This is a genomic window from Candidatus Glassbacteria bacterium (assembly GCA_019456185.1).
GTDB lineage: Bacteria > Gemmatimonadota > Glassbacteria > GWA2-58-10 > GWA2-58-10 > JAJRTS01.
On sequence record VRUH01000061.1, the window covers coordinates 8558 to 22391 of the forward strand.

Annotated in this window: 9 protein-coding genes and 1 pseudogene (1 of these 10 only partly in view); 5 read left to right on the forward strand and 5 right to left on the reverse strand. The window is 60.4% G+C overall.

The annotated features are described in order from the left end of the window. Nucleotides 1–664, forward strand: a pseudogene (locus FVQ81_15810) (TIM barrel protein) (it extends 179 nt beyond the left edge of the window). 512 nt (nt 665–1176) lie between these two features. Further along, nucleotides 1177–1707 (forward strand): hypothetical protein, encoded by a 531-nt coding sequence (locus FVQ81_15815; protein MBW7997998.1) that lies wholly within the window; start codon nt 1177–1179, stop codon nt 1705–1707. Between the two features lie 277 nt (nt 1708–1984). On the opposite strand, the gene FVQ81_15820 is transcribed toward FVQ81_15815, so the two are convergent. The 5 genes from FVQ81_15820 to FVQ81_15840 all read right to left on the reverse strand — a co-directional run bounded on the left by FVQ81_15820 (nt 1985) and on the right by FVQ81_15840 (nt 7861). Continuing rightward, the gene (locus FVQ81_15820) at nt 1985–2482 is read right to left on the reverse strand and encodes a DUF523 domain-containing protein (GenBank protein MBW7997999.1); all 498 of its coding nucleotides are present in this window, start codon (nt 2480–2482) and stop codon (nt 1985–1987) included. Nucleotides 2483–2499: 17 nt separating this feature from the next. Next, nucleotides 2500–4878 (reverse strand): Bacterial alpha-L-rhamnosidase, encoded by a 2379-nt coding sequence (locus tag FVQ81_15825; GenBank protein MBW7998000.1) that lies wholly within the window; start codon nt 4876–4878, stop codon nt 2500–2502. Between the two features lie 105 nt (nt 4879–4983). Beyond that, a complete protein-coding gene (locus FVQ81_15830; protein MBW7998001.1) occupies nt 4984–6339 on the reverse strand; it encodes a Gfo/Idh/MocA family oxidoreductase in 1356 nt (451 codons plus the stop codon). An 80-nt stretch (nt 6340–6419) separates the two neighbouring features. Beyond that, nucleotides 6420–7547: a redoxin domain-containing protein gene (locus FVQ81_15835; GenBank protein MBW7998002.1), complete on the reverse strand. Its 1128-nt coding sequence runs from the start codon at nt 7545–7547 to the stop codon at nt 6420–6422. Between the two features lie 134 nt (nt 7548–7681). Next, nucleotides 7682–7861 (reverse strand): hypothetical protein, encoded by a 180-nt coding sequence (locus FVQ81_15840; GenBank protein MBW7998003.1) that lies wholly within the window; start codon nt 7859–7861, stop codon nt 7682–7684. Between the two features lie 188 nt (nt 7862–8049). On the opposite strand from FVQ81_15840, the gene FVQ81_15845 reads away from it, so the two are divergent. From FVQ81_15845 to FVQ81_15855, 3 genes are all read left to right on the forward strand, one after another. Further along, on the forward strand, nt 8050–9777 hold the full coding sequence (locus tag FVQ81_15845; GenBank protein ID MBW7998004.1) for a DUF4091 domain-containing protein: 1728 nt from the start codon (nt 8050–8052) through the stop codon (nt 9775–9777). Nucleotides 9778–9837: 60 nt separating this feature from the next. Further along, on the forward strand, nt 9838–11913 hold the full coding sequence (locus FVQ81_15850; GenBank protein MBW7998005.1) for a hypothetical protein: 2076 nt from the start codon (nt 9838–9840) through the stop codon (nt 11911–11913). Further along, nucleotides 11819–13834, forward strand: a 2016-nt coding sequence (locus tag FVQ81_15855; protein MBW7998006.1) for a heparinase, incomplete at its 3' end; no start/stop codon positions are given. The genes FVQ81_15850 and FVQ81_15855, both read left to right, overlap by 95 nt.

Genomic DNA, 13834 nt, shown 5'->3' on the forward strand with positions numbered 1-13834 from the left:
CGAGGTGGGCGCCTGGAGCAACCCTATCAGCCGCGATGACTCCGAGCGGACCGAGGCAATCGAAAAGTGCCGGCGCCAGCTCGATCTCGCCGACCGGGTCGGAGCGCTGTGCTGTGTGAATATCAGCGGATCGCGGGGGGAGAAATGGGACGGCCCCCACGCGGATAACCTCACCGCTGAAACCTTCGAGATGATTGTCGAGGTAACGCGCAGCATTATCGACGGGGTCAAGCCGACGAGGACCTGTTTCACGCTGGAAACAATGCCCTGGGCCTACCCTGATTCGGTAGACAGCTACCTGCGGCTGCTGGCCGCAATCGACCGGGAACGGTTTGCCGTGCACCTGGACCCGGTGAACCTGATCTGCAGTCCTCAGCGTTATTTCGGCAACGCCGCGCTGATCCGGGAATGTTTCGCCAAGCTGGGCCCGCGGATCAAAAGCTGCCACGCCAAGGACATTATCCTGCGCGATAAGCTGACCACGCATCTCGATGAGTGCCCGCCCGGCGCCGGCGGACTGGATTACGCGGTCTACATCAAGGAGTTGAGCCGCTTCCCGGACGTGCCGCTGATGATGGAGCACATGCAGGAACCAGCGGAATACGAACAGGCGGGAAAATACATCCGCGAGGTGGGGGCGGGCATGGGGGTCAGCTTTAGCTGACAGCCCCTGTCATAGTAAGTCAACGCGCACTTTGCCAAGGAAGCCATCTTTTGCTGTTTCAAGATTAAGCTGGCGAATAGCGGATCAGCAGCCTCCCATCTCCGAAACCTGCTGATTCGGCTTCTAATTTGACAACACTCTCACAAATCCCTATGATTGTTTAGACGAAGTACACCCAGACCCGCGGCACGGTATACCGAACCGGCTTACCACACTCGACTGATCCCGGACGCACTCCTCACTGACAGTTTATAGCCGACGATGTTTATTGGGAGTTTTATACAGTCTGTATAAAATTCCACTGCTTTTTTATATGTCGTAACGGATTGCTATATGTCATTTTATGTGTTTTACTTTAGACTTTTCATGAGGTATTACATAGCTGTATTTGCCATCTAAAGGTTTTTATCGCAGTTCTGTATATACCCTGGTTAGGCGTTATTTCTAAATTTTACAATAAGGCCAAGAAAGAAGCTGCGGGCCTATCATTTTAATGAAGTGAGGTGAAATCTATGCGGATACTTACATCCAAGCTGTCAACGGTACTATTCATTAATCTCGTTTTGATCTTTGCTCTTGGTGTGGCGACTTTGCCGGCACAGCAGAAGATCAAGGTTTCCGGGAAGCATACATTAGCTTACACCAAACAGGACACGATCAATGTTGGAGACACTGAGGGCCACATCTTATCCCTGAGTGAGTTTGAGGGAACTACTGTTAGTACCGGTAAGAACAAATTCATGGATGGTGCCCGGGATGTTGGCATGGGATTCTCTGATCTTGTTATGGGCAACGGATCTGGCCAGGGCTATTTGAAAAGTTCCCTAAATGGCGTTGTCGTCTTTTCGAAACATCAGCTAAAGACTGCAACTACCCTTTCCCCCGAGGGAAAACCTGTAACCACATTTGAAGGGTCTTTCACTTGGACAAAAGGGACAGGTAAGTACGAGAACATCCAGGGGGGTGGTACCTTTAAGGGGAAGTTTATTTCAAGGATTATATTTATTGTTGAGTGGGAGGGCGAATACTTCATTGAAAAGTGAGGCAATAGCCTCATTGTTTGATCCCTATATAGAACAAGTCTTTGTAGGCCCGCAGCTTCTTTACAAGTACTGTAGGAAATTCACTAAGCAAGCAAAATTGCGCCTAACCAGCGCATCAAGGCGGACGCAGCCAGTTGGGTGTAATTTTCAGCGAAGGCAGTCTCTATCACCATTAGAGGTAATATTTTTTGGCCCCTTTACATGCCTGCGCCGCTTATGCGCAGACCGTTAGGCTGCTTTAATCCGGCGCAATAAGCAAACTCCAGCGAGCGGTTCATCACGATATCCGCTCGATAAAGCTTTCGCGCAGGCCGGGATCGTTCAAGCGGCCCTCGTCCTCCACGGGAAGCTGCGGGAAATGCCGCGTAACCATCGCCGCCCAGATCCCCATCCCCTTCCTGACCGGCATTCCCCTGCCTCCGTATACCTTGATCCTCTCCAGTCCGCAGGAGGGCGACCTGCTCTTGAAGATATAGCCGCACAGGCCCTCGCGTTCGAGTTCCTGCAAGCGCTTTCTGCCCCACGCCTGCATCCTGTCCGTGCAGTCGGCACCCGTTTTGTCGGTCACCAGACGTGGAGCCGACGGGTCCCCTTCCAGGCGCATGGCCTCGCGGGGCACACCCAGGCCGCACTCGTGCTCCGGGCAGACCGGGACATACTCCACCCACTTGCCCAGCGTTTCCACGAGGTACGGTGCATACTTATCGCCGCCGTCGTAGCGCACTCTCCCGCCCAGCAGGCAGGTGGCGATCCCGAGCTTGATTTTGTGTTCCAAGAAAGCCGAACCCCGTCTCAGAATTGCAGTGTCTGCCGCCCGGATGACAGCGGTTTCCTGTCTCCCTGCCAGACGAATGTCCCGACGACCCCGTCCGGCAGCTCCACCTCGGCGCTCAGCCCCGATTTTCCGCTGCGCTTGAAGCTGCAGGTAATGAAACCGCCGGGATGCGGCACTTTGCAGCTTACCTCCCGCAGGCGTCCCAGCGACGGTGCGATCTGCACGCGTGCAAACCCGGGCGCGTCCGAGGTCACCCCGCAGACCGTGGCCAGAAAATCATAAAGCGGGCTGGCGCTCCAGGCGTGGCAGTCGGAGCGGGTGGGCTCCGGTTTTTCGGCGAACGTTGTCAGGCCGATATCGAGCATATCGTACCAGGGCTTGAGCTGATCGAGATAGATGTCCCCCATCCCGGCGGCCTTGAGCGCCCGGTTGAGGTAGAACCGGTAATAGTAGGTGCACTGGATCAGGCGGCCGTCGGTCAGCACCCGCTCCATTATCTCACGCTCCCGGCCGGGGAAAAGCCCTGTCAGCACGGCCATTACATTGGCGTGCTGGCTGAATTGCCTTCTGGCAGGAGTTTCGGCCAGCAGCCCCCGGTTCTGATCCCAGCAGCCGGCAAGCACAGCTTTACCTACCCTGTCAGCCAGCAGTCCGTACCGCTCGGCTTCGCCCGGGCTGCCCAGCGCCTCGGCCATCTCCGCCGCCATCCGGGCGGCATAGACCAGCTGCAGGCTGATCAGCGCGCTCCCGCCCTCATCCGCGCCCGGCGGCACACCGGCATCGTACTCGTCAGCCCAGTCGGCGAAATTCCACCAGGGCAGCGCCCCGTTCATGCCCGATCGGTCCAGGCGCGAGGCGAACCAGTCGATCACCCCGCGGATACCGGGCAGCAGCGAGCGGATATAGTCTTCCTCCCCACGGTACATCCACCAGTCGTGGACCATCGCCACCCAGAACAGCGAGTACGGCGGAATCACCTGTGTCATATAGCTCGGATAGCGGCTCTGGGTCAGTCCGTCCGGCAGGCGGGAATCATCGAACTGGGCGATTGCCTTGCGCGCCAGACGACCGTCGCCAGCCGCATACAGCGAAATCAGGGCCTGGATCCGGGTGTCGCCCACATAATTAAGTTGTTCGTAGTACGGGCAGTCGAAATACGTCTCACCTGCGCAGAGCCTGGCTGTGCGCCAGCCCACGTCCCAGATTTCCTTCAGCGAGCGGTCATCGGAGACAAACTCCGCCTGCTGCCGGAACGGGTAGCCCGTATACAGCGAGGTGAGCGAGTCGATAACGAGCGCCTGGTCCCCGGTGCTGATTGCAAGCTCCAGATAACGGAACGTGCGCCACCAGAGTGTGCTGAACACCCTGCCCTCGCCGCCGTCGGCGATAAACTCGTCGTAATAGCCGAACAGCGACATCCCGTCCACACTGTCGCGATGGGCCTTGTGGCCCGCGCTGTCCACCAGCGCCTCGGCGTAGGTCAGCCTGATCCGCGCATCCCGTCCCCCGCTGAGCGCCAGCAGTGGATAAGCGGCTGTCAGGCGAGTCTGATCGAGCAGGAATTTTGCTTTGCTGCCCGCTGGAATAACCAAACCGGACAAAGGTTTTCCCGCAGCAGCACCTGCCCCTTCCATCCTCCGCACAACGGGCGCCTGTTGACTGCTGAGCTCCATCGGCGGGATCGTGCGCGGCACCAGGTGACGGTGCGACCTCATCCAGCGGATACCCCGCGGGCAGGCAAGCGCGGTCTGAACCGCATCCGCCCACCCTTCATCATCGAATCCCGGCTCCAGCCAGCCCCAGGGATAACGGTGGCCGTCCACCCGTTCACCCGGCCCCACCACGGTAAAGGCTCCCATCGTGCTCGTGTTGATCGGGATCGGGCTGTATGACTTGTCGTCCAATACTTTCCAACCAGAATCCGTCCCGGTATTGACCGAGCTTTCGGCATCGCTGTCGCCCTGCATCAGGAACCCCGTTTCCCAGGTCATCTGCGCATACGGGACATGCTTGCCGAAATTCCAGACCACGGCGGCGATCTGGTTTACGCCCTCGCCCAGCAGCGGCGCCAGGTCGTATGTCTCGAACCGCCAGTGCCAGAGGTCGCCGCGGGACGGCCCGCTGCCCGTCTCGACCCCGTTGACATACAGCTTGTAACGGTTATCGGCGCTGACATGGACCACGAATTTTTCGGGCCGGCCGGCGAGGCGCAGGCTTTTGCGGAAGTGGTACACACCGAACCCTTTGGGGTCTGCCCCGGGAGCGGATATCCAGGACGCGTCCCACTGCTCGCTCAACAGAACCAGGTTAACCGGTCCCTGCGCGCAGACTGCCCGTGCATCCGCAGTCAGGAATAAACAGGTTAAAACCAGCGGGATAATCCGGGATGTAAGCATCTCAAACTCCTTGTCGTGCAGACAGCAGCCGAAAAAAGATTGCCCCGGCCGGTTTTTTTATCGATTCCGGCCGGGGCATTTTACTGTGGCGGCATCTAATTCCCGTCAGACCTCATCGGGCACTTCAAACGGCACCCGGTATTCACGGGTCAGGTAAGTGTTGGCCTCGGCATCGCCCGGGAAAGTCTCGGTCTCGGTGTCGAAAATCAATGTCCGGCCGGTGCGGAAGGCGATATTCGACAGGTGGCACATCGCCGTGCTCAGGTGGCCGTCCAGGATATCGGCCGCCAGGTCGTGGCGGTTGCGGCTGCGCACGCAGTCGATAAAGTTCTGGAAATGGCCCGGCGCGCGGTCGCCCATCCGGTCGGCCGCGGCGGCGGCGGACAGGCCCTGCTTTTTGCCGCTGCCCGGCCCCGGCTCTTTCTTGCGGCCGAGATAACTCTGCCAGCTGCCGCCGTCGAGCTTGAGCCAGCCCTTGGTGCCGTAGAAAAACTCGCCCTGCTCTATCCCTTCCTCACTGTTGCTGTACCAGCCGCGGACCTCGAGCTGGATAATCCGGCCGTCCTCGTACTTGAGCACGGAAACCTGGTGGTTCGGTGTTTCCTGCGGGCAGTCGCCGGCCCAGACGTAGATGTTGCCCATGCTCTGGATTTCGCGCGGATGCTCGTAAATCTGCATTCCCCATCGGCAGCGGTCGAAATTGTGCGGGCCGGTGTTGCCTGTCTCGCCGCTGCCGGTGTCCCAGAGCCAGTGCCAGTTGTAGTGGAATTTCTTCTCGTTGAACGGACGGTAGGGCGCCGGTCCCAGCCAGAGGTCGTAGTGCACGCCGTCGGGCACGGGGCTGTTGGGTGCGCTGCCGTAGCTGTCGCGGGCCTTGATCAGGCAGCTGCGGGACATGTAGATATCCCCGATCCCGCCGTCGTGGAGAAACTTCATCGCCTCATTGCACCCCCGGCTGCTGCGGCTCTGCGTACCGGTCTGGACTATCCGGTTGTACTTGCGCGCGGCCTCGACGATCTTGTGGCCCTCGGAGATATTGTGGCTGACCGGTTTTTCGACATAGACGTCCTTGCCGGCCTGGCAGGCCCAGATACTCTGCAGGGCGTGCCAGTGGTTCGGGGTGGCGATACTGACCACGTCCACGTCCTTGTCTTCGAGCACCCGGCGGAAATCAACCTCGGTGCGGGCTTTCTTACCGGTCTGCTGCTCCAGCTCACCGACAATGCCGGGAAACAGGCGCTCGTCGATATCGTTGATCACCGTGACCTGCACGTTTTCGAGTTCCGCAAAACTGCGCACGTGGGCCCGTCCGCGGCTGCGGATACCGGAGACGCAGACATTGACCCTGTCGTTGGGGCTGTTCTGCGCCCACCCGGAGGTGACATACGGCGCGGCGGCGGCGATTGCCGCGGTGGCGGCAGTGGCGCTTTTGATGAACTTACGACGGTCGATCGAATTCATTACCGCTCCTTGTTGGGTTGAATGAATTAAAGCCTTGTACGGTTTATGCGGTTTTGCGTTTAATGCGTTCACACGCGAGCTCACTCGTAATAGCGTCCCAGTTTCTCCACGACAGCGGTCTTGACCACCTGCGGTTCGATCTGCCCGCTCCAGCGCCGGAGCACCTCGCCGCCGGGTGCGACCAGCAGAGTGTACGGCAGCGAACCCGGCCACTCCGGATCGACCGCTTCGATCAGGGCGTATTTGTCCTCGCCGGTGTAATGATAATTGGTACAGCTCGCCTGCTGCCCACGCAAAAAATCGAGAACGGACGAGGTCCCGGCGGGGGAATCGGCACTGATCGTGACCAGCTCGAACGGCCGGTTGCGGTACATCCGGTTGATCTCCACCAGGTTCGGGAACTCGACCACGCAGGGACCGCACCAGGTGGCCCAGATATTGACCAGACGGTATTTACCGGAGTCGTTGGCGAGCAGTTCACCCACGGTCGCCAGATCAGCCGGCGATACCGCGACTTCCTCGGCCGCCCAGCGCTCGAACGCATCCTGCACACTACCCCGCTTGGAGGCCCACTTGACAGAGCAGCCGAATGTTTTGGTGACCGCAAGCGGGGGGTCCTCGCCCGCCAGCAGTGCGTCAATCGCCGCTCTGGCGTCACGGCTGGTCACCAGCTCCGGCTTCTCGTTGTTGTCTATCCTGCCGGAATAGCGCAGTCTGCGGTCACTGTCGAAAATGAAGACGTGGGGAGTGGCCTGCGGGCCGTAAGCTTTCGAGACTTCCTGCGAGTCACCGTCGTAGAGGTAGGGAAAGTTAAACCCGTGTTGCCGGGCACGAAGCACCATTTCCGGAAAACTGTCGCTGAGATCGGTATAGCCCAGCTCATCCAGACGCACCGCCCTGGGATCATTGGGGCTGATCGCCACCACGGCCACTCCCCGCCCGGCATAGTCCGCAGTCAGCTGCTTGATCCGCTCTTCGTAGGCCTGGGCGGTCGGACAATGGTTGGTGGTAAACACGATCACAAGCAGTCCGGTATCGGAAAAATCCTCGAGGGTCCAGGTGCGGCCATCGGCGCCGGGCAGGCTGAACGCCGGCGCTTTCGAGCCGAGCGGGAGGGGTTCGATCGGCTCGGGAGCGGCGAGCGATATCGAGCACAGACAAGCGCTCAGGACGGATACGATCAGCAGCGGCCTTGCGGATGAAAGCATCCGGTTTCCTCCTCTGTCAAGCGGAATACGGTTGTTTCGCAGGGACGAGCGTCCCGGCGGCCTGCCACTTAATTATATCCGCACCCTCACGCTTTGTAAAGATTCCCCGGCCGCCTGAGTGGCGAATAACATTTTCAGCCTGTTATCTCCGGCTTTATCCTCGCCGGATTATAGACCATGAACCCGTGGTGGAATAATCCCCGGCCCGGGTCGAAGTTCAACGCCTCGCCGTCCAGGCCAGTAACCATGCAGCCGGCCTCACGGGCCAGCTTCTTGATTCTATCCAGGATCGCCGCCAATTCTTTCTTTCCCATCTCCGCAGTCTCCACTCCCGCTTTTTTGCAAAACCTTTGCCCGCTCATGAGATCACCCGCAACCGAATCTATCCACTGACCGGGTTATTTACAAAACCAATTAATCTTGCAACTTCAATTTCAACAGATATCTTTAAGCCAGCTCCTTTTTGCACTTCCGCGTCAAACCCATCCCCGGGAGTTACCCTATGCGCACACATCCAGTCCGGATAGCGTCTCTGTTACTGGTTCTTTCCGCCTGCAGCCCTTCCCCTGAAAACGCCGTTGACAGCGCGGTAGAGGTCTGGGCGCAGAATGTCGAAATCCGCCCCTACCCCAATGCGTTCACCCGTCAGCCCGACGAGCGCAGGATAGAGCTGACAGCCCTGGCCGGGGAATTTCTCTCCGCCCAGGTACTGGTCAAAGCGGAAGCGGATATTGCGGCGCTCAGGGCCGCCGCCGGCGAGTTGCACTCAGCCGACGGCAACACTATCGACCGGACGGCCAGCAGGGTCCGGTTCGGCGCCTGGCTGCCGGTGGACGAGACCGCGATGCTCACGCCCGACCCGCTGCTGGAAGTGGACTCGATCGACGTGCCGGCCAACATGGCCCGCGCTGTCTGGCTGACCATCGCCGTGCCGCGGGAGACCCCGTCAGGCACCTATCAAGGCGCACTGGAAATTTCAGCCGATGGCTCGGTTGTCGCTGAGTTCGAAATTGTTGTCAACGTGCTGCCCGCCGCCCTGCCCCCGCCCAACGAATGGGAATACTACGTCAATATCTGGCAGGACCCCAGCGGGATCGCTGGCGCCCACGGGGTGGAGCACTGGAGCGACCCGCACTGGGAACTGCTGCGGAAATACGCGGACAATTTTGTCGAACACGGCATGGACGTGATCACGACCAGCATAGTCTACGATCCCTGGGGAAGCCAGAGCGGCTACCCGTACGAAACGATGGTGGAATGGAAGTACCCCGGCGAGTACCGACACGGGCAGCCCGCTGAATTCGAGTGGGATTTCTCCGTGTTCGACTGCTACGTACAGTTGATGATGGACGCCGGGATGACCGAGAAGATCGACTGCTTCAGCATGGTCGAGGGACCGTGGATCAACACCAACGCCGATATCCGTTATCTCGACACCTCCAGCGGCGAATACCGCCTGCTCGACCTGACCCTGGGCGACCCGGTCTGGCAAGAAGCCTGGGCGGCGTTTCTGCCGGTCTTTGCCGATCACCTGCGGGCAAAGGGCTGGTTCGAGAAAGCTTATCTGGCGTTCGACGAGAAGCCCGAGAAAGAGATGCGGATGATCTACGGTTTCCTGGTCGATAACGCTCCAGGTTTCAAGGTCTCGATTGCCGGCGGCTACCCCGGCGATGAGCACAAGCGCTCCGACGAGGTGATTCTCCACTACCAGGAACTGGCGACCGAACACGATGCCGCCGCCAACCGCGGCCTGATCGACGACATGCGCTCATCCGGCCGCCTGATCAGTTTCTATACGGCCTGTACGCCCCATTACCCCAACGTATTCCTGTTTTCCCAGCTGCGCGAATGCCGCCTTCTGCCCTGGGTTTCGCTCAAGCATAACCTCAGCGGCTACCTTCGCTGGGCGGTCTCGGCATACCCCGAGGATATCTGGAACCAGCCCAACTACAAGTGGCATTCCGGCGATATGTATTTCGTCTATCCCGGCCCTGACGGTCCGCTGGACGGGATGCGCTGGGAGCTGTTCCGTCAGGGCGTGCAGGACTGCGAGGCCCACCGGATCGCGCTGGAACTCTGCCGTCAGGCAGGCCGCGACGACCTGGCGGGTAAACTGGATTGGGCCGTGGAGATAGCAACCTCGCTCGAATCCTGCGACCAGATCCCCTGGGTGGCCGAGGCCCGCGCCCAGGTCGATGCAGTGATCCGGGAACTGGCCGGAGGTGAATAACCAGAACTTGCCCTGACCCTGATACATCCGCGTCATCTTATTCAAAGTACGGAGTCCGCCATGTTTCCTTTGCTCCGCATGTTGTTTGCCGCAGTCCTGGCATTGATGGTCACAGCCGGCTGCACTGCCGGCCCCCGCGACCCGGTCCGCCCCGGCGCCACCCGGGCGATCAGCCGGGACCACCCGCGCCTGCTTGGCAGCGCGGAAAGGCTCAAGCAGCTGGCCCGCGAAAAGCCGGAAACATACGCCAGGGTCGTCCGCGCTGCCCGTGAACTGGAACCTAACCGCGAGACGGTGATCGACGAGCACATGAAGATGGTCTCGATGGCGCTGGTGTACGTTATCGACGGCGACAGGGAGCTGGGACGGCAGGCGGTGGAGCGCGCGCTCAAGTATGTCGATGCGCCGATCCGGGTGGGCCATCAGACATTCGCCCACGACCTGGCCCGCTGCGCGATTGTCTACGACCTGTGCTGGCCTGAACGGACCGCTGAGGAACGCCGGCGGTTTCAAACCTATCTGAACGAAACTGTCGACGCCAATGTCCGCTCCGAGGCGTCCCCGTTCCACAACGGCTGGTACGGCTACAAGCACTGGGGAATCGGGCTGGCCTGCTACGCAACCTGGTACGAGAACCCCCGGGCCGAGGAAATCCTGGCCGAGACCGAGCGCGACTACGCCCAGCGAGCCGCCCCGGCCCTGGAGCTCTCGGGTGCGGGCGGCGGGTTCGCCGAGGGCTACTATGTTAATTACTGGTTGTACGAGTGGCTGTTTTTCTGTGAAGTCGCCCGGATTGTCGAGGGCCGCGATCACTATGCCGCGGCTCCCGGTTTTTACCGCAACCGCGCCGTGGCCGGGATGTTCGAGGCGTACCCATGGAAAAGCACCAACGACAGCCGCCGTCCGGTCCCGATCGGCGACAGCGGCGGCCAGCAGCTGCGGCGCGAACGGGACAAGGCGCTCAACGCCCGCCGGATCCTGGTTAATTTCTACCGCAATGACCCGGCGCACCAGGCGGTCCACGCGTTCAACGAGTCCACTCCCCGGGCCAGCGTGCCGGGAAATGCTTATAAGGATTTTCTCTGGCGTGATACGAGTGTCCCGCAAGGCGACCTGGACGGTTTCAAGCTCTCGCATTTCAGTCCCGCAGCAGGCTACGTGTTCGCCCGCAGCGACTGGAGCGATGAGGCCACTCATTTCTATTTCAAGTGCGGCGACAGGTTCACCTCGCACCAGCATCTGGACAACGGCCATTTCCTGATCAGCCGTCACAACGAGCTGGCCGGCGACGGGGGCCAGTACTACTATTTCGGCGGCGACCACGATGTCAACTACCTCCTCCGCACGGTGGCCCACAGCACGGTCCTGGTTTACGACCCTGATGAGACCTGGCCCGATATCCGCGCCCATGTCCAGCAGTTCGGCGGCGAGGTCGCCAATGACGGCGGCCAGCACCACGACTGGCCGCACCACAACGGCGCGAGCGCGGACCCGCAGGAATGGAACCGCAACGAGAAGCTTTACGATATCGCCGATATGCTGGCGTTCCGGGACGAGGGCGAGTTCGTCTATGCCGCCGGAGATATCTCCCGGTCCTACAAAGCGGACAAGCTGGAGACTTTCACCCGCCAGATTGTCTACATCCGGCCCGGCACGTTCGTGATATTCGACAGGGTAACCAGCACGAAAGCGGAGTTCGTCAAAACCTGGCAGCTGCAGGCGGCCAAACCGGCGCTCAGGCAGGGCGAGTTCCTGGTGGTGACCAATGACGACGGAGGGCGGCTGTTCGTGCAGACTCTCCTGCCGGAAAAGCCGAATGTCAGGCTCCACACCGGCGATGAGCTCTACAGCTACCACGGCAAAAGTTTTCCACCGGAGGAAATCCGCGGACCGGCGCCGGAATGCCGGATCGCGATCAGCCCGTCCAGCCCCGCGCAACGGGACCTGTTCCTGCACGTCCTGACTGTAACCGACAGCGATGTTAACGCCGTGCCGGCTGCCACTGTGGCCGCAGAAGATGGAGAGCTGACAGTGATTCTGGATGAGATCAAGCTGGGATTCAGTGAAGATAAAGTTGACGGCTGGATCGAGATCGGCGGCGCCCGCAGGCCGCTCGGCGATACCAGCGAAAACTAACCGACTCAATTCAGTAACAGGGGAGAAAAAGATGCACAGGATGATCTTGCTGATACTTATGCTGACTCTGCCGGCGGGCCTGCTCTCATCGGCCCGGGAGAGCGCACTCGAGTGGCGAGAACTGGAATCCGGGGTCAGCGTGCCTGTCCCGCCCGCCGTGCACCCGCGCGTGTTCCTGCGTCAGGGCGATATCGCCGACCTTCGCGCCCGCGTGCGGCACCCCCTGCTCGAACCTGTCTGGGAGCATCTCCAGACCCTGGCCGGGCGAAGCGCCCAGCACCGGATCACGGTGGATGCGGTCCGCTACCTGCTCGAACCCGACAGCGCGCTGGGCCGACGGACCATCGAAGCGGCGCTGGATACGCTGCGGCTCTGCACGTTCCCTGATATGCAGGACGTCTCACGCGATATCGGCAGGCTGATGGTGGCCGGGGCGATAGTCTACGACTGGTGCTACGAGCTGCTGAGTGCGCGGGAAAAGGAGGAGTTTGTCAACCAGTTCATCCGTCTGGCCTCCGAGTTCGAGATCGGCTACCCGATCCGTCGCTCCGGCTCGCTGACCGGTCACCTGGGCGAGTGGATGGTGATGCGCGATATGCTCAGCGCCGGCCTGGCGATTTTCGACGAATATCCGGATATGTACTACGAGGCTACGGACAAGATTTTCGGCAGCTTTATCCCGTCGCGCAACTGGTTCTACCCCGGCCATGCCTACCACCAGGGGATCGCCTACGGCGACACCCGTTTCGGCAGCGAACTTTACCCGCTGTGGATTTTCGACCGGCTGGGCACGGGCAATATCTACCACCCCGCCCAGCAGTTCGTCCCCTACCACTGGATTTACATGCGCCGCCCCGACGGCAAGCTGATGACCACCGGGGACGATTTTATCTGGAGTCCAAAGCTTTCGAGCCTGCTGTGCGCCAGTTATTACAACGACGGCTACATCCTGGCCGATTACCTCAAGGACGAGTGGCACTGGGAGTATCTCAAGCATGCCAACCACCCGCTCGATGAGCTGTTCGAGCTGCTGTGGCGCGACCCGGAACTGAAACCCCGGGACCTTGACGAACTGCCACTGACCCGCTATTTCGGCTCTCCCTACGGCTGGATGGTTGCCCGCACGGGCTGGGACAGTGACGCCGTGATCTGCGAGATGAAAGTCAACGAGTGGAACTACGGCAACCATCAGCACCTCGACGCCGGCGCGTTTCAGATTTACTACCGCGGCCCCCTGGCGCTCGATTCAGGGATCTACGAGGGAACCGACGGCGGCTATGTCGGCCCGCATAATGTCAACTATTACAAGCGCACGATCGCTCACAACAGCCTGCTGGTTTTCGACCCGGCTGAAGATTTCATCACCGCCGGGTTCCGCCGGATCGAGAAATACAACGACGGGGGCCAGCGGATGCCCAACCGCTGGATATCGGCCGGGGAGCAGGACGATTTCCTGAGACGCGACTACCGCACCGGGGAGGTCCTGGGCCGCTGGCTCGGCCCCGACCCGCACAGTCCTGCATTCTCCTACCTCAAGGGCGATATTACCGACGCCTACAGCGACAAGGTCAGCCAGGTGCAGCGCTCGTTCGTGTTTATCAACCGGGGTGACAGTAAAATCCCAGCCGCGCTGGCGGTGCTCGACAGGGTGACCAGCAGAGCGGACTCGTTCAGGAAATACTGGCTGCTGCACGGGATGGAGCAGCCGCAGGTCCGGGGAGAAACCGTGCGCTACGAGCTGAGCCAGCGCGGCTGGGATGGCGCGCTGGTCAATACCACCATCCTGCCCGAGAGTGATAACCTGGTAATTGAAACAGTGGGCGGACCCGGCAGGGAGTTCGACGTGTTCGGGAAAAACCTGGCCAACGGAATTCCCGAGCGCCACGACCCCGGCGACTATGAGCTGGGGGAATGGCGGGTG